The sequence below is a fragment of the Mucilaginibacter rubeus genome, from assembly GCF_003286415.2.
GTDB lineage: Bacteria > Bacteroidota > Bacteroidia > Sphingobacteriales > Sphingobacteriaceae > Mucilaginibacter > Mucilaginibacter rubeus_A.
The window spans coordinates 397,437-422,065 of sequence record NZ_CP043450.1; the positions used below are offsets into that span (position 1 = coordinate 397,437).

Below are 24,629 nucleotides of genomic sequence, written 5' to 3' on the forward strand. Positions count from 1 at the left end.
TATAGTTTTTGTAAATTAGCTTTATTAAGTTTAAGAACATGGTTAGTGCTGCACTTATAAAAAAGCTTGATCAATTACCACCTGACCTGCAAACTCAGATAGAGAAAGACGTAGATAAGCTTTTGAAAAAGTTTACCAATGCTGAATCATTAAATGATGATCAGTCTGTAAGAGGATATGGAAGTTTGAAAGGAAAAATTTGGATGTCGGAAGATTTTGAGGAGCCGCTTGAGGATTTCAAAGATTATATGTAATGCAATTGCTTATAGATACACAAGCAATCCTTTGGTTCCAGGCTTCTGATGATAGATTATCTAAAACAGCCAAACAACTAATTGAAGATCCCGCTAATCAATGCTATATAAGCATGGCATCGCTATGGGAGATGGCTATTAAGGTTGCTTTAAAAAAGCTTGATATCGAAATTGGCTATGAAAATTTTTATAGCTATCTGATAGGGAAGCAATTTGAGATTCTTGATATAACGCCTTATCATTTAAGTAAATTAACGTCTATGCCCCATCATCACGGAGATCCTTTTGATCGTCTCATTATCTCCCAGGCTATCTCTGAAAATCTTACTATCATTTCGGCCGATCAGCACTTTAAAGCCTATCCGGCGAGCGTTGTTTGGTAAACCTAATGAATTAATTATCAACTATAACTTGTAAACGCTTTATAATCTCATATATTAAGCGTACCTTTGCGCCAAATTTTAGGGAGCATTTTCATGCAAAAAATAAGAAATATCGCAATCATTGCGCACGTTGACCACGGTAAAACTACTTTGGTTGATAAAATTCTGCACAGCTGTACCATTTTCAGGGACAATGAGCAAACCGGAGAGCTGATCCTCGACAACAACGACCTTGAACGTGAGCGTGGTATCACCATCGTTTCAAAAAACGTATCTGTAAGGTATAAAGATGTTAAGATCAACATTATTGATACCCCTGGTCACGCCGATTTTGGTGGCGAGGTTGAGCGTGTATTGAAAATGGCCGATGGTGTATTATTACTTTGCGACGCTTTTGAAGGCGCCATGCCTCAAACTCGTTTCGTAACTCAAAAAGCTTTGGCTTTAGGCCTTAAGCCAATTGTGGTTGTAAACAAAGTTGATAAAGAGAACTGCCGCCCCGAAGAAGTTTACGAACAAATTTTTGAATTATTCTTCAACCTTGAAGCTACCGAAGAACAACTGGATTTCCCGGTTATCTACGGTTCATCAAAACAAGGCTGGATGAGCACAGATTATAAAAAGCCAACGGAAGATATTTTCCCGTTGATGGACGCTATTTTGGAGAACATTCCACCGGCTCCAATTGCTGAAGGTACGCTGCAAATGCAGATCACTTCGTTAGATTATTCATCTTTCGTAGGTCGTATCGCTATCGGTCGTGTGGCTCGTGGTACTATCAAAGAAAACCAGCCGGTATCTTTGGTAAAACGCGATGGCACTATCCAAAAATCAAGGATTAAAGAACTTTACACATTCGAAGGTTTGGGTAAAGTAAAAGCTACCGAAGTAAAATCTGGTGATATCTGCGCTGTAGTTGGTATCGATGGTTTTGACATTGGTGATACTATTGCCGATTTTGAAAACCCAGAGCAATTAGAGGTTATCAAAATTGATGAGCCAACAATGAACATGTTGTTCACCATCAATAACTCACCTTTCTTTGGTAAAGAAGGTAAATTTGTTACCTCACGTCACGTACGTGACCGTCTGTACAAAGAGATGGAGAAGAACCTGGCGCTTAAGGTTGTTGAAACCGAATCGCCTGATTCATACCTGGTGTATGGCCGTGGTATCCTTCACTTGTCGGTATTGATCGAAACTATGCGTCGTGAAGGTTACGAGTTACAGGTAGGTCAGCCACAGGTTATCGTTAAACACATTGATGGTGTTAAATGTGAGCCGGTTGAAACCCTGATAGTTGACGTTCCTGGTGAGGTTGCCGGTAAAGTAATTGAACTGGTAACACAACGTAAAGGTGATTTGTTGATCATGGAGCCAAAAGGCGACTTGCAACACTTAGAGTTTGAAATCCCTTCACGTGGCATCATCGGTTTACGTAACAACGTACTTACCGCTACTGCCGGTGAAGCTATCATGGCACACCGCTTTAAAGCTTACGAACCATGGAAAGGCCCAATCCCAGGCCGTTCAAACGGTGTATTGATCTCGATGGAAAAAGGTAACACAACTGCTTATGCAATTGACAAACTGCAGGATCGTGGTCGTTTCTTCGTTGATCCGGGTGTTGATATTTACGAAGGTCAGATCCTTGGTGAGCACATTCGCGATAACGATTTGGTGATCAACGTTGTTAAAGGTAAACAGTTAACCAACATGCGTGCATCAGGTAGTGATGATAACGTTCGTATCGCGCCGGCTATCAAATTCTCATTAGAAGAATCAATGGAGTATATCCAGGCCGATGAATACATCGAAGTTACACCGCAAAGCATGCGTTTACGTAAAATCTACTTAACCGAAAATGAGCGTAAAGTAAACGCTAAAAGGTTTGTTAATCAATAATTGATTATAATATGTTTTTTGGAAGCCCCTCTGATTATTCGGAGGGGCTTTTTTGTTTATTGATATACACGGAGCACCTACGGAGCCAAAGGTGGCTTTTAACTTTGTCTATAAACACGTTACTCCTCCGGAGTTATAGGTGTTGGGAAGATGAAAGTTTTCCGAAAAACAAACAAAAACCATGTCTTTGCGAGCGCAGCGTGGCAATCCCGTAGCCAATGCATATCCGATATGCACAGCTACGAGATTGCTTCGTCGTCCATCCTCGCAATGACATATTTTTTTATATTGACATCCCCGGCGATACTTATCTTTCCAGCACTTATACACCAGAGTGAGTGCAGAACGCTGATGATAGTCCCATCCATAGGGGTGTCGTGTTTATAGCAATAGCTATGTTGATTTTAGGGCTCCGTAGGTGCCTCGTATCGTAAAAGTGATTTTCAGGGAGGTTTTGCTATAATCAGATTTATAACGAATTTGCTACCTTTAATTTTATGGAACATTACGATAACCGGATTGATGCCTACATTGAGAAATCGCCCGATTTTGCAAAACCAATTTTAAATTATCTGAGGACTGTAGTACACGAGGCCTCACCTGCAATAGTTGAAACCATGAAATGGAGCATGCCTTTTTTTGATTATAAGGGTGTGGTTTGCAATATGGCCGCTTTTAAACAACATTGCTCGTTTGGCTTTTGGAAGGCATCGTTATTGCACGATCCACAGAAAATACTGAGCCTGGCCGATCAGGCCGCCGGTAGTTTCGGCCGTTTAACCAGTATTGATGACCTACCTCCCAAAGAAGTGCTTATCGAATTCATCCATCAGGCCATAATGCTAAATGAAGATAATAAGGTAAGACCAGCCTCTCAGAAGAAAACACCCGCCCAACGCGACGAATTGGTTGTGCCCGATTACTTTGTGAAATTTTTAGAAGCCCACCCGCAAGCCTGGCTTAATCTCAACCAGTTTAGCTACTCACAGAAAAAAGAATACATAGAGTGGATAACCGAAGCCAAGACAGAAGCTACCCGCCTTAAACGGATGGAAACAGCCGCTGAGTGGCTTGCCGAAGGTAAATCAAGGCATTGGAAGTATAAGTAAGAGCTGTAAGCTTATTTCACTTTATCCAATCTTGTCGGTTTTTCATGAAGCGGACTGTAAAGTATATACATTTTGCCGGCTTCTGTATGAAAGAAAACCTCATCCCTTTCGTTTTCGTACATGAAAAATGAATCTTTAGCAAACGGCACAAACGCTATAGGCGGTTGGCCATTATTTGCAAAATAAAGTTTATTGTCAGCTATGTACAGCTTGAATTTGCTATTAGTAGTATCTCCGGCTATAATGTAGGTGCCGGTATATTGCTGCAGATCTTTTACCGGTATCGTAATCTCTTTGTGTTTTTTACAATAGGCAAAGGCTATGGCGTTTTGCATCACCTGGGCAAGCGCCGCGCCATGCCCGGCATTGGGGGTGATTGCAGTGGCTATATCCAAACTTTTGCAATGCTGGTTTACCATGTAGGTTTTAAAGTCTTCAATGTTTTTGGCTGTGGTATGTTCAAAGGAGCCTACGCCTAAAAATACCTTACTGTTAAGATCATGGTTGTTTGTAAAATATTTCTTAGCCGAAGGGATAAGTTCGCTGCCGCTATTTCCCGGCGCTCCAATAAATATCATGTTAAACAGGTTGGGATGTTCAAATAATACCATGGTAGTAAACATGCCGCCATATGAATAGCCGTACAAGGCTTTATTATCGCTTACACGGTACTTGTTTTGTATAAATGGCATTACCTCCCGTTCAATAAATGAAATGAATTTTGGGCCGCCTGTTGCCGGGTTCAGGTCGCGGCTGCGTTGGTTGGGGCGGTTGCCGTAGCCTATGCCTACAATGAGCGCCTCGGTGGTTTCGTAATCTTGTCTGAGCATGTTAAAGCAGTTCATGGCAACGGTCATGTTCCAGTCGCCATCAGTCATGTACAAAACCGGATATTTATTTTTGGTGGTATCATAACCGGGTGGTAAAAGTACATAGATGGTATAATCCTCGCCTATAACCGTTGAGTGGTAATCCCATTGCACCAAGCCTTTATCAGAAAAGGGGGTAGGGGTGTCACTTTTAACCTGCGCGGTTGTGATGTTTGCGACAACAAACAAAATCGCAATTAGGATTATGCTGGATTTTAGGTTTTGTTTTAACATGGCAGTTTTAGTTATGTAGTTAAGATAGCCTTAATTTACAAAAGGTTACAGTCCTGGTAAAATAAAAAGAGGAGTATGGGGTTTAGTGAATTATCGGATACGCGTATAGATTTAATAGTAGCCCGGGCTTCGCCGGCAGAAGATATCATTCATCTATCTTTTGTCATTTACTCATTTGTAACCTACCTTTATCTTATTAAATATAAAGTATTATGAATACGGAAAAAGCCATTTTAGCAGGCGGCTGCTTTTGGGGGGTAGAAGAATTGATCAGACATTATCCCGGTGTTATTTCTACAGTAGTGGGATACACAGGCGGTGATGTACCTAACGCGACTTATCGAAATCATGGAACACATGCCGAAGGTATTGCAATTGAATTTGATCCTGCTCAATTGTCTTATCGTAAGCTCCTCGAATATTTTTTTCAGATCCATGACCCTACTACCCGGAACAGGCAGGGAAATGATATCGGCACTTCTTATCGTTCGGCTATTTTTTATTTGAATGAAAGCCAGCGGGAAGTGGCAAACGCGCTGATAGCCGAAATGGAGGCTTCTGGTATTTGGCCTGGAAAAATTGTTACGGAAGTAGTACCGGCAACTGATTTTTGGAATGCCGAAGCTGAACACCAGGATTATCTTCAAAAAAATCCATATGGCTATACCTGTCACTTTGAACGGCCTGATTGGAAATTGAGTTGATTATAAATAAGAAGCTGAATAAATTCTGATATTAATACTGGTCGAAGTTTGGCGATAGCGTAACTTCGATCAGGAAGGGATAATAACTTAGAGCAAGTTAGAAGCGATGTCATTTCGATAGAGCAGGGTAGGGCAAGAGCGGCAGGGCGAAAGAGAAATCTTATACAACATGTAAGTCATTACTCTGTATGGTTTGCAAAGTATGACGTACAAGATTTCTCCTCGTTCCTCGTTGAAATGACAATTTTTTGCTATTTCTAAAAATCCAAAGGCCCTAACCTCTTCATGTTTTTCATGATGAGATATTGCCTGTGCTTTAAATATTTGGTAGGGTTAGTGGCCGACCATTTTAGCGGGCTCGGGAAAATTACCGCTATGGCAGCGGCCTCCTGACGGGTTAAGTCCGACGCTGATTTATGGAAATAGGCCTGCGAAGCTGCTTCAACACCATAAATACCGTCGCCCATTTCTATTTCATTGAGGTAAACCTCCATAATGCGTTTTTTGCTCCAGAAGGTTTCGATCAATACGGTAAAATAGGCTTCGATACCTTTACGAAGTATGGAGCGGCCTTCCCAAAGGAAAACGTTTTTGGCTACCTGTTGTGATATCGTACTACCGCCAATCAGTTTTTTACTGTGCGAGTTTTTTTCAATAGCTTTTTCAATAGCATTAAAATCGAAGCCGTGGTGTTCCAGGAAAGTTTGATCTTCAGCAGCAACGGCCGCCCGTTTCATATTGTCAGAGATATCATCAAAATCTTTCCATTTTTTATCAATCTTCCATTCCTTACCGGCAGATTTACGCTGAAAGCCGCGTTCAATCATGAGCCAGGTAAAAGGCGGATTAACAAAGCGGTAAAATATCACACCTAATAAACTCAGACCAAAAAAGAGGAGGAAAGCCAGTTTAAAGATCCTGAAGATAAGTTTAGGTATGCCGTAATATTTAGAATCCGATTTTGAATTTCGCGCGTTCGACTTCGATTTCTGGTTGTTTTTACTGAAGAACTTTAACACTGCTATAATATTTCCTTATAAAAAGAGAGGGTACTTTGGTTTGGCAAAGCACCCTCTAAAATTCTAAATTTTTTCCAGAAATCCGAAATAAATATTCTTGATTTCAGATTTCGAATTTGAGATTTCGGATTCGCTCTTATTTGATTTTAATCATAAAAAAAGGTGTTTTGATAATTCAAAACACCTTTTTAAACTTTTCAAAATCCGAAATCTCAAATCCGAATTCCGAAATATAATTATTCCGCTACTACTTCAAACGGAACCTGAACTTTAACTTCTTTGTGCAGGTTGATGTTGGCTACGTATTCACCAACAAATTTTGGCTCCTGATCAAAAGTGATACGACGACGGTCGACGTCAAAACCTTCTTTTTTCAATGCATCAGCAATTTGGATAGTGTTGATAGCACCGAAGATTTTGCCAGTTTCGCCGGCTTTAGCACCAATGTTCAGTTTAACACCTTCTAAACGGGCTGCAATAGCATCAGCATCCTTACGGATTTTCTCTTGCTTAAATTGAGCTTGTTTAAGGTTTTCAGCTAAAACTTTACGTGCACTTTCAGTAGCTAATATGGCGTAACCTTTAGGTAAAAGGTAGTTACGGCCATAACCTGGTTTCACATTTACGATATCGTCTTTATCACCCAGGTTTTTTACATCTTGTTTTAAAATAACTTCCATTTCTTAAATCTCCTATTATTTTAATGAATCTGTAACGTAAGGTAATAAACCGATGTGACGAGCGCGTTTAACAGCCTGAGCTACTTTGCGCTGGAATTTTAATGAAGTACCAGTTAAACGACGTGGTAATACTTTACCTTGGTCGTTAATGAACTTTAATAAAAAGTTTGCGTCTTTGTAATCGATATACTTGATACCGTTCTTTTTGAAACGGCAGTATTTTTTACGGTTATCCTCCACTTTTGGAGCGGTAACGTATTTAATTTGTTCGTTAGCCATTAGTTTGCTGCCTCCTCTGCTTTAGCTGCTGGTTTTTTGTTAAAAGCACCGCTGCGTTTTTTGTCATTGTAAGCAATGGCATGTTTGTCCAAAGCAATGGTCAGGAAACGCAATACACGCTCATCGCGCCTTAACTCTACCTCCAATTTGTTAATTAATTCACCCGGAGCCTTAAATTCAGTTAAGTGATAGTACCCTGTAGTTTTCTTTTGGATAGGGTACGCTAATTTTCTCAAACCCCAATTATCCTCCTGGACAATTTCGGCTCCGCCATCAGTTAAGATCTTGCTAAATTTGGCATTCGCCTCTTTAGCAACTTCTTCTGAAAGCAACGGGGTTAGAACGATCACGATTTCGTACTGTTGCATTATACTTGATTTTTAATTATTTACCCGCTATTAACGGGGCTGCAAATGTACAAATAGTTTTCTGATTTTCAAATCAATGTTGATATTGGTTAATAACTATTTAAGCGTTTTTTTAAAACTTATAGAGTAATGTGCCGTTCTATCCTAAAAAACTTATAGCTATGCAGTTACTGACAGACTTAACCGGTGTTGACAACTCAAAAGTGCTTTCATTTGACGATATCCTGATGTATGGCGGAGGGGATGAACCTCTTGAGGGTGATTGGGATGACCAGGAAGATGAAGATTTTGACGATATACTTGATGATAAGGAGGACTTGCATGAAATACAGGTTGATGATGATATGGGCGAGCCCGACCCGGAAGATGATGATCATTTACCTGATGACGATTTTTAGATAGATATCTCAATCAAATCAAAAGCTTCACTATTCCATGTACTACGTGTAAGCTTAATAGTATAGTGTATTAATATTTATTACCCTACGTGTTGCCGTTTTGAGGCAACCTGGATAGTTATTTTCTAAACTGTCCTTTATCCTTTAAAATTTAAACAAAAAGCTTATTGCAGACTTGGTCTGCATGGATTTTATTGTTTCTTTAGGATTTAAATTTTTTCGACCTGATTTTCATATATTTAAACAAATAGTTAAATTTAATTATTGGTTTAATTTAAATTATCGAACTAAATAGAATATATTGTGATAGTTATGCGTTTTTATTGGTGATAATGATATGGATTTAACAATGAAATAACATTATTATTAGTAAAAGTTCATTTTTCGTTATTTGAAATTAATCGTTTGCCGAAACTATCTATCTATGAAAAAGCTACTTGTTTTATTGCCACTACTTTCGTTCGTTTTTTTAGCGAAAGCACAAGATCAGAATGTGCACATCAGTTTGGAAGCTCAGGGTATTGTCACCACGAATAATGTGGTTCCTTTTTGGTTAAGGGCAAATCAGTTTGGGAGTGTTCCGCTATCGGGAGGTTCCGGTAGCTTGATTGGAAAAATCAGGAAGGATTATGATACAACAAAAACGTTTGGCTGGGGATTTTCATTTGAAGGTCGGGGCAATGCGGGAAAAGATAGCCGCTTTTCGCTCATTGAAGGATCAATTAAAGCCCATGCGAGTATTTTTGAATTAAAAGCAGGTCGCTCTAAGGATATTATAGGACTTGCCGATTCAACGCTTTCTTCCGGTTCTTTTTCTGTATCAGGTAACGCCCTGGGTATCCCCAAGGTTAGTTTAAGTATTCCCGAGTATTACAGTATCCCTGTTTTGGGGAAACTGTTTGCGGTTAAAGCATCATTGGCAAACGGTTATTTGGGAGATGTTAAGGTCAGAGTTGGCGAAAGGCCAAAAGATTTTAAGGGCTATTATCTTGAAAATACGCTCTACTTTAAAATAGGTAAACCATCCTGGCGATTTAAAGTTCAGGGTGGGTACAATCACGAAGCCTTGTGGGGAGATGAAAAACGGGTATTCAACAAATTTCAATTATCATCTGCAGAAGCGTATTGGTATGTGCTAACGGGTAAGTTATACCAGGGAAGCAAAGTTGGTAATCATTTAGGTTCGTTAGATTTTGGAGCAGAATATAGATTTGATGCTTTCACGGTGTTACTGTATCGCCAAAACTTTTATGATATAGGTGCTTTAAGGTCACTTGCTAATATTAATGATGGATTAAACGGAGTCAGCATTGTTAATAACCGGCCAGGTGCGGGGGATTTTTACTGGAAGAAATTTGTATTTGAATATCTGTATACTGCAAATCAGGCAGGTATGGTTAGCTCAAAGAAAACAAAATCGGGCGCCGAAAATTATTATAACAACTATGAGTATGAAGAAGGATGGTCTTACAACGAAATGGCTTTAGGTAATCCGTTTATAACTACCGTAAATGATGTAAGAAAGAGTCAAATAGGTAATAATAATAAGCAGTTTTTTGTAAATAACAGGGTTTTAGCCTTGCATACCGGTGTTCAGTTTTATGCGTTTAACTGGTTTTACACGGGTAAGTTTTCTTACTCGCAAAACATGGGTACTTTTGATAATGGTACTGAGCCTTACCGGTCTGTTGGAGGAAAAATAAGAAACCCTTCCAATTACGGAGCGTTCACAAAAGTGAACCAGTATTCGGTTTTTCTTGAAGGGATCAGGCCATTAAAAAACGGCTATACTGTTGGTTATGATCTGGCCTATGATCATGGAGGGCTGCTTTATAATTCGTTGGGCGTTATCCTGAAAGTATCAAAATCATTTATGTAATTAAAGCCGGGATCGGTATTTATTTGAGACGCTTAGGTTGTCAATGTGTAAAAAATTAGCAAATGCGCTCTTTCACCCAATCTAATTTCTCACTACCTTAGCACTTGTGGATAATTTCATTGTTTCGGCCCGTAAGTATCGCCCGGCTACTTTTGAAACCGTTGTTGGTCAGCAACATATAACCAACACGCTCAAAAATGCTATAAAAAATAACCAGCTGGCACAGGCATTTTTGTTCTGTGGTCCGCGTGGTGTGGGTAAAACTACCTGTGCGCGAATCCTGGCAAAAACCATTAACTGCACCAATTTGCAACCTAATGGCGAAGCCTGTGGTGAATGCCCGTCATGCAAAGCCTTTGAAAATGGAAATTCCTTCAACGTACATGAGCTTGATGCCGCGTCAAATAACTCTGTTGATGATATCCGGAGCCTGATAGAGCAAGTACGGATCCCACCGCAGGCCGCGCGTTACAAGGTGTATATTATTGATGAGGTGCACATGCTATCGCAGGCCGCTTTTAACGCGTTCCTGAAAACGCTGGAAGAGCCGCCTCACTATGCTATATTCATATTAGCCACTACCGAAAAACACAAGATCCTACCAACCATTCTTTCCCGTTGCCAGATCTTTGATTTTAACCGCATCAGGGTTGAGGATATGGCTAATCACCTGGCATCAATTGCCGGTAAGGAAAATATTAGCTATGAACCTGATGGTTTGCACATCATAGCCCAGAAAGCCGATGGCGGTTTGCGCGACGCATTGTCGATGTTTGACCAGATCGTTAGCTTTTCGGGTGCCAAGGTAACTTATCGGTCGGTTATTGATAACCTGAACATACTTGATTACGATTACTACTTTAATATAACCGAAAGCCTGCTTAGGGAGGATACCGCCAAAGTATTGCTCTTTTTTGATGAGATCCTTTCACGAGGTTTTGATGGCGCACATTTCATAGCCGGTTTGTCTGAGCATTTCAGGAACCTGTTGGTTGGAAAAGATCAATCAACCTTAAAGCTGCTTGAGGTAAGTGATGGCATCAAAACAAAATACCTGCAGCAATCGCAACAGTCATCGGTGTCGTTTTTGCTTTCGGCTATGAATATTGCCAACCAGTGCGATATCAGTTATAAGCTAAGTAAAAATCAGCGACTACAGGTGGAACTGGCGTTGCTCAAGATGTGCCACCTGCCATCGGTATTTAACCTGGCAACCACACCACTCACAGTAACGCCCGCAGCCGACGGGGGATTAAAAAAAAAACCTGATACCTCAGCAGTAGCGCCGGTTAATAATATCCTGGCAAGCTCCACGGTATCGGTAGTGAGTGAAGCAGTACCCGTTTATAAAACTGCCCCTAAAGAGGTAGCTACTCCACCTGTAACGGTAAAAGAAGCCCCTCCGGCCGAAAAGCCTAAGATAATAATGCCGTTGCGCAGTACACTCACCCCTTCATTAACAGGCGAGGTGAAAACGCAGGAGCAACTACTTGAAGAGGAAGATCCTTATTTAAAGGGTGATGACAATGAGGATTTTACCATGGATGCCTTCTTGCAATGCTGGAGTGATTTTGCCGCGTTTGCCAAAAAAGAGGGTAAGAAAAACCTGGTAACCATTTTTACATCAAACGCGCCACGTATGCTAAAACCATATGTTTTTGAGGTAATAGTAGGCAACATGGTGCAGGAAACCACGTTTAGGGATGAAAAACCTCTTATGCTGAATTATCTGCGCAGCACACTTAAAAATTTTACTATTGATGTAAATGCCCGTGTTGACGAACTAAAGGTAGTACGTAAGCCTTATACAGCTCCCGAAAAGTTTCAGCATATGGCCACCCGCAATCCACAGTTATTGGAGTTAAAGAGCAGGTTTAATCTTGATTTTGATTAATGGCACGTTTGGATACTGAGTCGCGGGTATTAATAATACCAACAACTCAGTATCAATAAAAATATTCCCGGTAATTGATTATCTGTCGTTTTTTGGGTATCCTTCCTCGTCAAGGTCGTCCCTGTCATCTTCAGCAGTATGAGAAAGGGCGGCATCAACGGGATCAACTTCCACACTCTCGCCGTGGTCAATGTGCATTCCTAATTCGTCTACATCAGTTTCAAGCGAGCGGTCTTCGTCAAATTCGCCCTCAACATCATAGGGGTTTGCCTCATCATAAGTGGAGTTAAAGTCCTCGCCGTTTTTTGCCGTGGTATGATACGGATCCGGATGGTCATAATCCGGGTCATCACTCTTAACATCGTATTCGTAACTGTTATCGTCCGGATTGTAGTTCAGGTTTTCCTCATCAATGGTTTCACCCAGCTCATCTTTTAGTGTTTCGTCGCGATCAGGCAGCTCGTCGTTAAAACCTGCGTCGTCAATTTGATCGTTGTTCATAGGTCTGTGTTTTTATAGTATAAATATACACAGTAAAAACCCTGCCAAAAAAACAAACTGATTAAAAAAAAGATTTTTACGTAAAGCTTAATAATGGATCTGTTTGCGGTACGAAGTAACGCCGCCAATAGCAAATTTAAAGCCTAAGGTAACCTGCGAATAGGCATCATTATGAGCGCCGGCAACATATCCGTCAAGGTTATCGCCCATAATAAAGTTGTATTGATAGCCCAGGTCAATTTTAACAGAAGGTTGGTTGTAGCTGTTAAAGAATTTAAATTCATACCCTAATCTAACTGGTATAAATATTTCATTTGTTTTAGGTTCAAATGGCAAAACCTGGTTGTACGCTAATAAAAGAGCGTCATCCGTTCTGTATACAATGTTGTTATTAATATAGCCCAAACCTGATGACAGGTAAAGGTTTTTAAAGGCATTAGCTATAGCGCTTTGCGAATAGTCAATTAATTCGCCGGCCTGCACCTGCACCCTGAATGAGTAGGCGCTGAAATGATTTTCAAACTGCCTTTGTGTTGTAGTGTTTGGAGAGCCACCTTTTAATCTGCCCACCTCTACATTAAATATATAATTAATGAATGGGCTTTGATTGTAAGTAAAGTTAAGATTTATGGAAGGTGTTGTTTTTAGGGTTTGCACATCGGCCGAACTGGCCTGGTTAATACCTGCGGCAAAACCAACATCATATTGTGCATAGTCGAACCCAATCTGGGCTTTGGCTAAAAACGAAACAGAACACAACAGGATTATAAAGGAGGTTTTTAGTATCAGTTTTATCATAATAAACGTTAACCCCGGCTAAAAGGAGTTTGTTTTATGGTAAGCATTTTGTTTTAGTAAAAATAGCACCAAAGTTTATAAAAACAACAATACCCGCGTTAATAATTGTCATAATAACGAAATGTGTGATTTTTCATTGCATTATTTGATAAAATTCATAAAGTCTATTTTATATATTTGGCCGTTTGTAAAACAAAAACCACATCAGGCATGTCAAAAATAAAAGTAGAAAATCCGGTAGTTGAACTGGATGGAGATGAAATGACCCGCATTATCTGGAAATTCATCAAAGACAAATTGATTACACCGTATCTTGATCTTGATATCAAATACTACGATTTAGGTATTGAGTACCGCGACCAAACCGACGACCAGGTTACTATTGATGCAGCTAACGCTATTAAACAATATGGTGTTGGTATCAAATGTGCTACTATTACTCCCGACGAAGCAAGGGTTGCTGAATTTGGATTAAAACAAATGTGGAAATCACCTAACGGAACTATCCGTAACATTTTAGATGGTACTGTTTTCCGTGAGCCAATCGTTATGTCAAACGTACCTCGTTTAGTACCTAACTGGACAGCACCTATCTGCATTGGCCGTCATGCTTTTGGCGATCAATACCGCGCTACCGATTTCTTAACTAAAGGTAAAGGCAAACTTACCGTTAAATTTACTCCAGAAGATGGCGGCCCAGAGCAGTCATATGAGGTATTTAACTTTAAAGGTGATGGTGTTGCATTAACCATGTACAATACCGATGAGTCTATCAGAGGCTTTGCCCATGCTTGCTTTAACCAGGCTTTAATGAAAGGCTGGCCTTTATACCTTTCAACTAAAAATACGATCCTTAAAAAATATGATGGCCGCTTCAAAGATATTTTTGAAGAGATCTATCAAAGTGATTACAAACAAAAGTTTGATGCTGCCGGCATCACTTATGAGCACCGCTTAATTGACGACATGGTTGCATCGGCCCTGAAATGGAACGGTAACTTTGTTTGGGCTTGTAAAAACTATGATGGCGACGTACAGTCTGACACCGTAGCTCAAGGCTTTGGTTCATTAGGTTTAATGACCTCAACCCTGGTTACCCCGGATGGTACTGTAATGGAAGCTGAAGCAGCTCACGGTACAGTAACCCGTCACTATCGTGACCACCAGGCTGGTAAACCAACTTCAACTAACCCAATCGCGTCAATTTTCGCGTGGACAAGAGGTTTGGAATTCCGCGGTATCCTGGATAAAAATCAGGAACTGATTGATTTCTGCAAAGCTTTGGAAGAAGTTTGTATCGAAACTGTTGAAAGTGGCAAAATGACCAAAGATTTGGCCATCACCATTAAACCCAAAGTGGAGCACGGTACTGATTACCTGTACACCGAAGAGTTTTTGGCTGCAATTGACGAAAACCTGAAAAAACGCTTAGGCAAGTAATTACCTACAAGTTTAATATAGAAAAGCCCATGCATTAGCATGGGCTTTTTTGTTATACAATATGTTAAGTAAATCAATTTAGCATTTTCAATTATCTATTTAACTCCTAACTTAGCAGTCAAAATACTCAACACTATGTCGGCATTATATCCGTTAAAATTCAAAACCATATATAAGGATAAAATATGGGGCGGTCAAAAGATCAAAACCTATTTGCATAAAGATTTTGGCAGCTTGCCAAACTGTGGCGAAACCTGGGAAATATCAGGCGTAAAATCTGATGTTTCGGTAGTAGCATCTGGCGCGCTTGAAGGCGAGTCATTGGCCGATTTGCTGGAGCAATATAAAGACGAACTGGTTGGTAAAAAGGTTTACGATCATTTTGGCAATATCTTCCCTTTATTGGTGAAATTTATTGATGCCAATGATGATCTTTCTGTACAGGTACACCCTGATGATAAACTGGCAAAAGAGCGTCATAACTCATTTGGTAAAACCGAAATGTGGTATATCATCGAGGCCGATCCTGGTTCGACGTTGATTACCGGCTTTAACCAGGAAATGACCGAGCAAAAATATGTAGATGCTTTAAACAGCGGACACATTATGGATATCCTGAACAAGGAGAAGGCCGTTGCCGACGATGTTTTCTTTTTGCCTGCAGGCAGGGTACACACCATTGGTAAAGGATTACTGATTGCCGAAATTCAGCAAACATCAGATATTACCTATCGTATTTATGATTTTGATCGTGTTGATGACAAAGGTCAGAAACGTGAATTACATACCGAAGAGGCCCTTGCCGCTATTGATTACAAACATTACGACGAGTACAAAACGCAATACGAGCCTAAAAAGAATGAAACAGTAAAGTTGGTTACCTGCCCTTACTTTACAACCAATGTGCTTGATTTTGACGAAAGTACATCTAAAGACTATTCGGCCCTGGATTCATTTGTTATCCATGTTTGTGTTGCAGGCGGTTACACTGTAAAATATAACAACGAGGCATATGCCGTTAAAATGGGCGAGTGTATCCTGTTGCCAAAAAGCATTGATAAAATTGAATTGGAAACAACCGGTGGCTTTAAAATTCTGGAAAGCTATATCGAATAATTAACACGTATACACCTGCATGTATAAAAAACGAATAACCTTTTTTAGCCTTGTCCTAACAGTATTGTTTGCCGGTAATAGCTGCAAAAAGGAAAACAGTAATCCCAAAAGCGCATATGCTGGTAAATATGTGCTTATATCTAAAACCGATTTTGACACCAGCACGGGTGCTTCCGAAACATATACAAGCACAGTTTCGCCATGTTTGAGCGATAACCAAACTACGCTTAAAGACGATGGAACCTGGACCGGGGGTTACGTAGGGGCGGAAGATTGTTATGTTTCAAGAACACCGAATAGCGTTACTATAATAGGGGCAAAAGGTGATGCTGCCGCAGGTCAGTGGGTAATGAGTGGCAGTAACAGGATAAAATTTACCGTTTCGGGCAACAACGCCTCATATGGGCAATTGAGTAATGTGGGTGGAAAAGTTCAGCTTACATTTAAGGATACTTCTCAAAACTTTATATCCACATCGGTTTTGGTAAAACAATAAAAAGCAATACGGAACATCATGTTCCGTATTGTCTTATTCTTTCGTTTGCCTGATACTGGGTTTGAGAAAAAATTTCTGTAAGCTGACTGATCTTTACAGGCTTAAAAATATAGTCGGCAACTTCCGGAATACTTTTAGCCCGGTGGATATCGTTGAGATCAAGAGAGGGGCTCACGATATATACAGTAATGTTTTTCCCTAATTGTGGCTTTAATTTCGCAAATTCATTCATAAACTCCCATCCATCCATTACGGGCATATTAATGTCCAGTAATATCAAATCCGGCAATTGTTGATCTTCGTTTGCATTTTTTAGTGCGTTAATGCCCTCTTGTCCGTTAATAAAGTGACTTAAATTGGTATTCACCCCCTTTATGCCTATCAGTTTTTTCAGGCCGTAAACATAAATGCTGTCATCGTCCACAATCCAGGTGTTTGTGGAATTTCGCTCTTCAATCATCTCTCCGTATTTGTAAATTATACCAACCTGATAGTAAATTTTGTGCCAGCATTTACAGTGCTGTCAACTTTAATGCTACCGCCTAACGCTTCAACCTGGTTGCGGGTTATAAACAAGCCAATTCCCTTGGCGTCACTGTTGTTATGGAATGTTTTATACATTCCGAAGAGCTTGTCGCCATACCGTTCAAGATCGATACCCAGGCCGTTATCTTCAAAAATGAGATATATGTGGTTTCCTTCGGCCAGCGTGTAACATTTTATGATGGGTTGCCTTTCCGGGCTGCTATATTTTAACGAGTTGGTAAGCAGGTTTTGCAAAATGCTTTCCATATAAGCCGGGATGTAACTAATTTCACGGCATTGGGTAAAGTCCCATTCAACACGGGCGTTTATAGCCTCGATGTTATTTTTTAACGCTGAGCAAATAGTCCTGAACATCGGCTCCAATTCAACTACCTTCCGTTCCTTTGTAATTTCGGTCTGGATCTTAACTATTTCATTAATGTGCTCAATGGTGCCATCCAAACTTTCACTGATAGCTTTGATGTGCGAAAAGATCTCCTCCCGCTCTTCCCGGGCGTCTGCCTGCTCAAACAGGTTCACCATAAACTGAAGGTTCCCTGTATGCGAACGGAGATTATGCGATACGATGTACGCGAAATTTTGCAAACGGCGATTCTGGTCCGTAAGCAGATTTATGGATTGCTCCAGCTTAAGCAGCTTTCTTTTATCGCTGTCGATATCCTGAACAATCCCTTTAATAGCGGTGCATTTACCAAAGTGGTTAATTACCGGTACGGCCTTCACTTTTAGCCAAAGCATATTGTTTTTGGCCGATCGTAAAAGCAGATCGATATCAAAAGGCCGGCTGTGGTTGATAGTATTATTAACAGCGTTTTGTAAAACCGGGCGGTACGGAGGCTCAAAAAAGCTGATAAACTCTTCAACGCTCAGGTTTAAGTGGTTCTGGAGATCAAACAACTCATAAACCTGTTTTGACAATACAATGGTATTAACGTTTTGCGTGTCAATTTCCCAAATGCCCAAGCGGGCTGTTTTAAAGGCATCATCATTTGTAGCCTGATTGTGGGCCGATAATAAATCGTTGTGCTTGTAGCGGTTGATATTTATAAGCGAACCGTAAACGATACTGCCGTTTTCGTCATCCTGCTTCCTGATGGTAGTTTCAAACCATTGGTAGCCATTTTTTTTGGTTAAAAAACGTAACTGAAGGGGAGTTGTATCGTCGGTTACCCTGTTGTTGATTGCGTTGGTAAAAGCAGGCTTATCGCCATGGTAAAGCAGGTGCTCAAAAAAAGTATTGACAGAACATTCAATTTCATTGAACTGATAGCCTAATACAGCATAAAAGCCAGATGACCATTTTACTTCCCTGGTATTGAAATTATATTGCCAAATACCCGTATCCAGATCATTGATCAAAGGGGTAAGATGAATGTCATCGCCAGAAAGTTTACCCTTTTCCGAAAAACTCATATCAACAATCCGTTCACTAATTCAATTTGTTTTTTGACACGTGCTTATTATAAAATATGTGCCATGATTTGAAGTTTTTTAACTTACAACTACCAGTTGTTTTGTTGTTATATTCTTCTCAATCATTATTCCACATTTGCTCAGCCTCAAATATAATATTTTTGATACTTTATAATGTATTCTTTTACTGGTAATTACGGTTTTTAGAATATTTGGCTATATGTACTCCTAATTGAAGTATTATTTTGTAAAACAGCCATCAAAGAACCTAAACTTTGTTTAAATACACTAAAAGTTGAAGATATTCCCTATAAAATACTTTGACGTAATTTGATTGTAAAAATAGCGGGCACTAAGTTAGTGAATATGGGTGAACTATTATTGGGTATTATAATGTCCTATTTTACAGGCAACTTGGGTGTTTTTAATTATATAGAAAAATATTATCAAGCTTATTTGCTTATTAGTTCATCTATTGCACTTTTAGCTATCCACTTGGCCGATTTGGAGGATTGGTTATAAATATTTCTTGCTGTGTTAATAGCATTAACTTTTAATATATTATTTCGTTTGCCTATCTGTCGTAAGGCCCAGTTAATGGCTTTTTTAACAAAGTTACGGTTATCCCAGGCTTCCCTTTCCATAATGGGGAACAGGTTCAGGAAAACCTCGTCGGGTGCGGTTTTATTGTGGATGGCGTATTCGGCCATCAGCACAAAACCAGCACGTTTTACAAACTCCTCCTGGTGGCTGCTGTACTCAATAGCTTTATCAATAGCAAATGGAGTCCTGTCGAAAAGATTGCCGCAAACCTGGTCGCAAATATCCCAGGAATAAAAGTCTGCAACCCATTTATCCATGAGTTCGGGCGTTACCTGTTTGGGCTCGGCAATCATTGATGCCAGCATCCTGGCTTCATGTACTTGAGTATCCCAAAGCGCTAAGGCCAATTCATGATCTTTTTTAATGAGCTTGGCAAGCTTACGGATCTCGGGCAACTTTACACCCAAAGCCCGCGAACTGTCGATACCAAAGCGGGCCATGCCTTTTAAGTAGGTGGCGTCGGCCTTTTCTTTGAGATGTTCAAGTACAAATGTTACGGTATCCATTTAATTGGTCATGCTTTTCTTCTGGAGGGTATTGTGGATGGGCACAACCTGCATCAGCGCCGCGCTGCAGTAAAAGGGGTGTAGTTCCATTACTAAAGCTCCAGCCTTAATAGCCGGGTCTGTTTCTGTGAGTTTTTTCGCTTCCTCAACGGTTTCTACATTAAAAATGAAAATACCACGCAGGGGCTGATTATCCAAAAACGGACCCGCAACAACCAGCTTACCTTCGGCCGCAAGCCTGCCAATATTTTTAAGATGCGCCATTTGCAGCTGCATATTAGCCGCCGAATCTTTCAGTTGGGTTGGCCCTTCTTTCAAAAATGCCATTACATATTTTTTCATGCCATAATCGTCGGCTCCCAGTTTTTTAGCCAGGGCGGCATCATAAACTGGCTTGGCGGCAGGGGAGCTTTGGGCTAAGCAGTTAAGGCTTAATGCTACGGAGGCAATGATGAGTAAAGCTTTTTTCATTGATTTATGATTTATACAACCAGAAATATTAATTGGTTAGCCTTTAGGTTTTTTTATTGGATTTTGCCTGTTGTCGAAAAAGGTGATCAGGATTATTTTATCTTCTTCAATTCTGTAAAATAGAGTATTGTGTTTGGTTATAACAAAGCCCCTTATTTGCTTTTCTTTATTTTCTAAAGTCCCCATCTCAGGGTAATTTGCTATGAGCTCAATTATTTTGTAGGTATTGATAACGAAATTCTTTGTAACACTTTCACCCCATTCCTGTTCTAAATATGCTATAATGGAATTGAATTTATCGCTGGCTTTGCGATTCCAGATTATTGTTTTAGCCATTTTTTATGCATCTGTTTTACTGCATCATGGGACAAAAGATTAGCATCGTCAAAGCTTTCGTCGTAGGCTATTAAGAGCTCCTGTTTTTCAGCTTCATTCAGGTTATTCCAAAGATGACCGGTTTGGTTAGCATTTAATTGCTGAATTAACTGATAATAACTTTTCAATAATTGCTCATCATCAATGGTATCTATCAAATGATGAAAATCTTCCTTAATATTCATTGCCTTCCTTTTATAATGTCAAATTACTAATTTAATCATTAACAACAAAGCCGGGCAAACGCCCGGCTTCATAATCTATAAGGAGTATGTGTTCACGCTAATTACCGAATTTTTTACTGGTTCCGCTTTTTTCATAAAAGGCTTTATAGTCCTTGATATTAAGCATATCATAAATGGCTTGCTTTTTATCTGCGCTATTATCATAGTAGCCTTTGCAAATCTGGTAACCAACCCAATATCCCAGATCGGATGGTTTATCGGCAGTTTCCTGATTGGAATTGGCTATCCAGTTATAGGCCCGTTTTAAATACATTTCTTTCTCAAAATCGGCCCATATTTGCTTTTCATGGCCTTTTGCCCATACATGCAGACGCTCATTGGCAGTGCGGCTAGATATCAGCTCACCTAAAAAATCGGCCATGCCTTCAACCAAAACAGCCCTTAGTAAAGTAGTATCGCCGCCTAACATGCCACCCTGGTTATAATGAATGAGTTCATGCGCTACGAGGTTTGGCAGGTAGTCGAGTTTTCCAAAATTATTTTTTTCCCAAAGGCTAAGCTCATCCACAGGTATATCAGCCGTACGCACTGCCTGGTCAAGCCCAATAAGCAGACCGTTATCTGTTGATGTACCGCCGGATGAAAATGAGCCGATAATAAAGTAAACATCAGGAAGTTTGCCCTGAGCATAGATCTCTTTAAATTTCGCGAATGATGCCATCATTTGCGGCTTTTGCTTATCTACAGTGAACGTGTTTTTGCGGATGGCTGCATAAAACTTCGGTTTTTTATCGTGCCCTCTTACAAACCTTTTCATGCTCACAACTTTGTAAGCAAAATAATCCTGCAAGCCCGGCGACCCCGGGTCAACGTAGTATTGCCTGTAAATTTTGAGGCGATTGGCCGTGTCTTTTTGAGCAAGGTCATAAGCTGTCCAGAAATTTTTAACATCCGTTGTTACCAAATGAACTTTTGACGGATCATCGGTGAACCCTTTTGTTTTTTCTACGGAGTTTAGCAGCGGCCGCCAATCCGGCATTTGATGCAGCGAATTCAGGTCGGAATCTGTTACCAGGTGTGCAGCATTTTTATAACCGCTGCTTGCTGCCAATTTCAGTATGGTCATGGCGCTATCCGCTTTACCGGCAAGGGCGTAGCAACAGGCGGCATTATAATAATCGCCGGTGGCAGAGGCCTTAAACTCAGCTTGCCTGGCCGATTGCAGGTAACAACTGCCCGCCTGGATAAAGTTTTTTGCCTCGTACAGGCTATCGCCCTTGCTGCTCAGGCTTTTTTGTCCAAATACTGCGGAGCATAGCAGCGTAAAGAAAAAGGTCAGGTATTTATACATAAGCTAAAAATAGCAAAATGAAAATAAAAAGCCGGGCAGCGCCCGGCTTCTAATCATAAATCAAATTTAGAAAAATCCGAAATCGAAATTCCGAAATCCGAAATCAAAGGTTTCCTCGTGCTTCCTGTTCGCGTTCAATAGCTTCAAACAAAGCTTTGAAATTACCGGCACCGAATGATTTGGCACCCTTGCGCTGAATAATCTCAAAGAACAGGGTCGGCCTGTCTTCTACTGGTTTGGTGAAGATCTGCAGCAGGTAGCCTTCGTCATCACGGTCAACCAAAATACCTAAGTGCTTTAAAGGTTCAAGGTCTTCGTCGATGTGGCCTACACGATCAAGCAGATCGTCGTAATAGGTAGACGGCACCTTTAAAAATTCAACACCCCGGCTTTGCAATTCGGTTACCGTAGCTACAATATCATGGGTAGCAAGGGCGAGGTGTTGTACCCCTTCATCTTCATAAAATTCCAGATATTCCTCAATCTGCGATTTCTTTTTGCCTTCGGCCGGCTCATTGATCGGGAATTTTACATAGCCATTCCCGTTGCTCATCACCTTACTCATTAAAGCCGAATACTCGGTTGAAATCATTTTATCATCAAAGGTGAGGATATTCCTGAAGCCTAAAACTTCCTCATAAAAATTAACCCATTCATTCATTTTATGCCAGCCTACGTTACCTACGCAATGGTCAACATATAGCAGACCTGTATCGGTTGGATTAAAGGTATTTTCGAGTTTTTGGTAGCCGGGCAAAAACAAGCCATTGTAGTTTTTACGTTCTACAAACATATGAACGGTTTCGCCATAAAGTTTAATACCGCTGGTACGTACCTCTCCATGTTCGTCGGTTAAAGTTTGCGGTTGCTGATAGGCCTCGGCACCGCGCTTAGTAGTTTGCTCAAAGGCATCATATGCATCATCAACCCAAAGGGCCAGTACTTTTACGCCATCGCCATGTTTTTTGATGTGCTCGGCAATGGGGTGGCTGGAGTGAAGGGGGGTAGTAAGCACAATCCTGATCTTGCCCTGCTGTAAAACATATGAGGCACGGTCTCGCACGCCGGTTTCAGGTCCTGCATAAGCCAGGTTTTGAAAGCCGAAAGCGCTTTTATAATAATGGGCCGCCTGCTTGGCGTTGCCTACATAAAATTCAACATAATCCGTACCGTTAAGGGGCAGGAAATCGGTTGTGGTTTGTTGTTTATCTAAAGTTTGAGTAGTCATTTTAATTAAATTAAATATGTCATTACGAGGAGGAACGACGAAGCAATCGCATGCTATACAGGGCGAATATGCTTCCGTGCGGTTGCCACGCTTCGCTCGTAATGATATAGCGGTTAATATTGCCAGCTTTTATAATAATTTTCATCCTCTATCCTGATCGCGTCCTCTGTTAACATTAGTGGCCTGAATGGATCTATCATTACAGCCAGTTCGTCTGTTGATTCCTTACCTATCGATTTTTCGACAGAGCCTGGATGCGGCCCGTGCGGGATACCGCCGGGGTGCAGGGTGATCTGTCCTTTTACCACGCTTTTGCGGCTCATGAAATCGCCATCAACATAATATAATACCTCGTCGCTATCCACATTGCTGTGGTTGTACGGTGCAGGGATAGATAGCGGGTGATAATCAAACTTGCGGGGCACAAAAGAACAAATCACAAAGTTGTTGCCCTCAAAAGTTTGATGTACAGGCGGCGGCTGGTGCAGCCTTCCGGTTATCGGCTCAAAATCATGAATGGATAGAGCCCATGGATAATGAAAGCCATCCCAGCCTACAAAATCAAACGGATGGGTGCCATAGATATAAGGATAAATGAGGCCTTGCTTTTTAATCAGAATTTTAAAATCGCCATGCTCATCGTAAGTTTTCAGATCGGCCGGTCGCTTAATATCGCGTTCGCAATAGGGCGAGTGTTCCATCAGCTGCCCGTACTGGTTGCGGTAACGTTTAGGCGGGCGAATAGGGCTAAAACTTTCTACAATGAAAAGCCTGTTTGCTGTACCATCAAACTCCATTTGGTAAATAGTACCGCGCGGAATCACCAGGTAATCGCCATATTGAAATTTTATATTGCCAAAACCGGTTTTTAAGGTGCCGGTGCCCTCATGAATAAAAACTACCTCGTCGGCCTGGCTGTTCTTGTAAAAATAGTCGGTCATGCTTTGGCGCGGTGCTGCCAGTGAAATATGCAGATCGCTGTTTACCAGTACCGGCTTGCGGCTTTGCAGGTAATCATCTTCGGGCTGTACATTAAAACCTATCAGGCTGGTATGCTTCAGGTGCTTTTCGCGCGCTATTTTAGGCTCCACGCTGTAGGGCTCGCCCAGGGTTTTTACAATGGTAGGCGGGTAGGCGTGGTACACTAATGAATAAAGGCTCGAAAAGCCCTCGGTTGATACCAGTTCTTCGGCATATAAACTACCATCGGGCTTACGGAATTGCGTATGCCGCTTAGGCGGAATTAATCCTAAACTATGATATACAGGCATGGATTGGTTTAATTGGTTAACAATAAAACGTATAAAATGCTGATTTGTGTTCGGGCTAAAAAGTCCGTTACGCGTAGCCATAACCATTTAATAAATAATGGTTAAAAAAAATGAAGAAAGCGGAAGGGAGGAATTAGTATTGCGCCAATACGATCTTAGCGAGCATAGCATCTCTGAACGATGAAGCATCGCTCATGGAGGTTAACCCCAATGAAAACAGAAAATGCATTTGTACCTGTAACATGATACTAAGTTAGCAGGATTATATTTAGGATGCAAGTTTTGGTTGGAAGATGGTGAGTGGTTGATTAAGTTGATTGGGTGAGTGGTTGCTATTATTTTTTAACGCCGCCG

At 40.7% G+C, this 24,629-nt stretch carries 27 protein-coding genes; 11 read left to right on the forward strand and 16 right to left on the reverse strand.

The annotated features are described in order from the left end of the window. Positions 1-38: 38 nt before the first annotated feature. The 4 genes from DEO27_RS01725 (at position 39) to DEO27_RS01740 (ending at position 3,651) form a co-directional block, all read left to right on the forward strand. Entirely contained in the window at positions 39-254 is a 216-nt protein-coding gene (locus tag DEO27_RS01725) for a DUF2281 domain-containing protein (RefSeq protein ID WP_112575961.1), read from the forward strand. Next, complete coding sequence (locus DEO27_RS01730) at positions 254-637, forward strand: type II toxin-antitoxin system VapC family toxin (RefSeq protein WP_112575960.1); 384 nt, start codon at positions 254-256, stop codon at positions 635-637. The genes DEO27_RS01725 and DEO27_RS01730 overlap by 1 nt, the downstream gene beginning before the upstream one ends. Before the next feature lie 93 nt (positions 638-730). Beyond that, positions 731-2,542: a translational GTPase TypA gene (gene typA, locus DEO27_RS01735; RefSeq protein WP_112575959.1), complete on the forward strand. Its 1,812-nt coding sequence runs from the start codon at positions 731-733 to the stop codon at positions 2,540-2,542. Positions 2,543-3,039: 497 nt separating this feature from the next. Continuing rightward, the gene (locus tag DEO27_RS01740) at positions 3,040-3,651 is read left to right on the forward strand and encodes a YdeI/OmpD-associated family protein (protein WP_112575958.1); all 612 of its coding nucleotides are present in this window, start codon (positions 3,040-3,042) and stop codon (positions 3,649-3,651) included. Positions 3,652-3,662: 11 nt separating this feature from the next. Here the strand turns inward: DEO27_RS01740 and DEO27_RS01745 are convergent, their stop codons facing one another. Further along, positions 3,663-4,754: an alpha/beta hydrolase gene (locus DEO27_RS01745; protein ID WP_112575957.1), complete on the reverse strand. Its 1,092-nt coding sequence runs from the start codon at positions 4,752-4,754 to the stop codon at positions 3,663-3,665. A gap of 212 nt (positions 4,755-4,966) precedes the next feature. On the opposite strand from DEO27_RS01745, the gene msrA reads away from it, so the two are divergent. Further along, positions 4,967-5,458 carry a peptide-methionine (S)-S-oxide reductase MsrA gene (gene msrA, locus DEO27_RS01750; protein ID WP_190295296.1) on the forward strand — a complete coding sequence of 164 codons (492 nt, stop codon included), beginning with the start codon at positions 4,967-4,969 and terminating at the stop codon, positions 5,456-5,458. Positions 5,459-5,715: 257 nt separating this feature from the next. Here msrA and mtgA read toward each other — a convergent pair whose 3' ends face one another. The 4 genes from mtgA to rpsF form a co-directional block, all read right to left on the reverse strand. After that, a complete protein-coding gene (mtgA, locus tag DEO27_RS01755; RefSeq protein WP_394339793.1) occupies positions 5,716-6,384 on the reverse strand; it encodes a monofunctional biosynthetic peptidoglycan transglycosylase in 669 nt (222 codons plus the stop codon). 329 nt (positions 6,385-6,713) lie between these two features. Then, the gene (gene rplI, locus DEO27_RS01760) at positions 6,714-7,157 is read right to left on the reverse strand and encodes a 50S ribosomal protein L9 (protein WP_091218124.1); all 444 of its coding nucleotides are present in this window, start codon (positions 7,155-7,157) and stop codon (positions 6,714-6,716) included. A gap of 15 nt (positions 7,158-7,172) precedes the next feature. Further along, positions 7,173-7,436, reverse strand: a complete 264-nt coding sequence (gene rpsR, locus DEO27_RS01765) for a 30S ribosomal protein S18 (RefSeq protein ID WP_022833472.1) — start codon at positions 7,434-7,436, stop codon at positions 7,173-7,175. Next, the gene (gene rpsF, locus DEO27_RS01770; protein ID WP_091218122.1) at positions 7,436-7,804 is read right to left on the reverse strand and encodes a 30S ribosomal protein S6; all 369 of its coding nucleotides are present in this window, start codon (positions 7,802-7,804) and stop codon (positions 7,436-7,438) included. Before rpsF ends, rpsR begins: the two co-directional genes overlap by 1 nt. Before the next feature lie 161 nt (positions 7,805-7,965). On the opposite strand from rpsF, the gene DEO27_RS01775 reads away from it, so the two are divergent. The 3 genes from DEO27_RS01775 (at position 7,966) to DEO27_RS01785 (ending at position 11,975) form a co-directional block, all read left to right on the forward strand. Then, on the forward strand, positions 7,966-8,202 hold the full coding sequence (locus DEO27_RS01775; protein ID WP_146750156.1) for a hypothetical protein: 237 nt from the start codon (positions 7,966-7,968) through the stop codon (positions 8,200-8,202). A gap of 424 nt (positions 8,203-8,626) precedes the next feature. After that, on the forward strand, positions 8,627-10,081 hold the full coding sequence (locus DEO27_RS01780) for a capsule assembly Wzi family protein (protein WP_112575953.1): 1,455 nt from the start codon (positions 8,627-8,629) through the stop codon (positions 10,079-10,081). 106 nt (positions 10,082-10,187) lie between these two features. Then, the gene (locus DEO27_RS01785; protein WP_112575952.1) at positions 10,188-11,975 is read left to right on the forward strand and encodes a DNA polymerase III subunit gamma/tau; all 1,788 of its coding nucleotides are present in this window, start codon (positions 10,188-10,190) and stop codon (positions 11,973-11,975) included. Between the two features lie 78 nt (positions 11,976-12,053). Here the strand turns inward: DEO27_RS01785 and DEO27_RS01790 are convergent, their stop codons facing one another. Together DEO27_RS01790 and DEO27_RS01795 are read right to left on the reverse strand one after the other, a co-directional pair. Then, positions 12,054-12,476, reverse strand: a complete 423-nt coding sequence (locus tag DEO27_RS01790) for a hypothetical protein (RefSeq protein ID WP_112575951.1) — start codon at positions 12,474-12,476, stop codon at positions 12,054-12,056. Positions 12,477-12,563: 87 nt separating this feature from the next. After that, positions 12,564-13,274, reverse strand: coding sequence for a hypothetical protein (locus tag DEO27_RS01795; RefSeq protein WP_112575950.1), 711 nt, complete (start codon positions 13,272-13,274; stop codon positions 12,564-12,566). Positions 13,275-13,484: 210 nt separating this feature from the next. Here DEO27_RS01795 and DEO27_RS01800 point away from each other — a divergent pair, with 210 nt between their 5' ends. From DEO27_RS01800 to DEO27_RS01810, 3 genes are all read left to right on the forward strand, one after another. Then, positions 13,485-14,714, forward strand: a complete 1,230-nt coding sequence (locus tag DEO27_RS01800; RefSeq protein ID WP_112575970.1) for an NADP-dependent isocitrate dehydrogenase — start codon at positions 13,485-13,487, stop codon at positions 14,712-14,714. A gap of 135 nt (positions 14,715-14,849) precedes the next feature. Then, on the forward strand, positions 14,850-15,830 hold the full coding sequence (locus tag DEO27_RS01805; RefSeq protein WP_112575949.1) for a type I phosphomannose isomerase catalytic subunit: 981 nt from the start codon (positions 14,850-14,852) through the stop codon (positions 15,828-15,830). A 19-nt stretch (positions 15,831-15,849) separates the two neighbouring features. Then, positions 15,850-16,326 (forward strand): hypothetical protein, encoded by a 477-nt coding sequence (locus tag DEO27_RS01810; protein ID WP_112575948.1) that lies wholly within the window; start codon positions 15,850-15,852, stop codon positions 16,324-16,326. A gap of 16 nt (positions 16,327-16,342) precedes the next feature. Here DEO27_RS01810 and DEO27_RS01815 read toward each other — a convergent pair whose 3' ends face one another. The 9 genes from DEO27_RS01815 to DEO27_RS01855 form a co-directional block, all read right to left on the reverse strand. Beyond that, entirely contained in the window at positions 16,343-16,786 is a 444-nt protein-coding gene (locus DEO27_RS01815; RefSeq protein ID WP_112575947.1) for a two-component system response regulator, read from the reverse strand. A gap of 17 nt (positions 16,787-16,803) precedes the next feature. Beyond that, positions 16,804-18,285: a PAS domain-containing sensor histidine kinase gene (locus DEO27_RS01820; protein WP_112575946.1), complete on the reverse strand. Its 1,482-nt coding sequence runs from the start codon at positions 18,283-18,285 to the stop codon at positions 16,804-16,806. A gap of 452 nt (positions 18,286-18,737) precedes the next feature. Then, positions 18,738-19,394 carry a DNA alkylation repair protein gene (locus tag DEO27_RS01825; RefSeq protein WP_112575945.1) on the reverse strand — a complete coding sequence of 219 codons (657 nt, stop codon included), beginning with the start codon at positions 19,392-19,394 and terminating at the stop codon, positions 18,738-18,740. Further along, complete coding sequence (locus DEO27_RS01830; RefSeq protein ID WP_112575944.1) at positions 19,395-19,865, reverse strand: YciI family protein; 471 nt, start codon at positions 19,863-19,865, stop codon at positions 19,395-19,397. It lies immediately after the preceding gene. A gap of 36 nt (positions 19,866-19,901) precedes the next feature. Further along, the gene (locus tag DEO27_RS01835; RefSeq protein WP_112575943.1) at positions 19,902-20,201 is read right to left on the reverse strand and encodes a type II toxin-antitoxin system RelE/ParE family toxin; all 300 of its coding nucleotides are present in this window, start codon (positions 20,199-20,201) and stop codon (positions 19,902-19,904) included. Further along, positions 20,186-20,425, reverse strand: coding sequence for a hypothetical protein (locus DEO27_RS01840; RefSeq protein WP_112575942.1), 240 nt, complete (start codon positions 20,423-20,425; stop codon positions 20,186-20,188). Before DEO27_RS01840 ends, DEO27_RS01835 begins: the two co-directional genes overlap by 16 nt. Before the next feature lie 97 nt (positions 20,426-20,522). Next, positions 20,523-21,776 carry a TPR end-of-group domain-containing protein gene (locus DEO27_RS01845; RefSeq protein ID WP_112575941.1) on the reverse strand — a complete coding sequence of 418 codons (1,254 nt, stop codon included), beginning with the start codon at positions 21,774-21,776 and terminating at the stop codon, positions 20,523-20,525. Positions 21,777-21,879: 103 nt separating this feature from the next. After that, the gene (gene hppD, locus DEO27_RS01850) at positions 21,880-23,004 is read right to left on the reverse strand and encodes a 4-hydroxyphenylpyruvate dioxygenase (RefSeq protein ID WP_112575940.1); all 1,125 of its coding nucleotides are present in this window, start codon (positions 23,002-23,004) and stop codon (positions 21,880-21,882) included. A 113-nt stretch (positions 23,005-23,117) separates the two neighbouring features. Continuing rightward, positions 23,118-24,356, reverse strand: a complete 1,239-nt coding sequence (locus tag DEO27_RS01855) for a homogentisate 1,2-dioxygenase (RefSeq protein WP_223818126.1) — start codon at positions 24,354-24,356, stop codon at positions 23,118-23,120. Positions 24,357-24,629 lie beyond the last annotated feature (273 nt).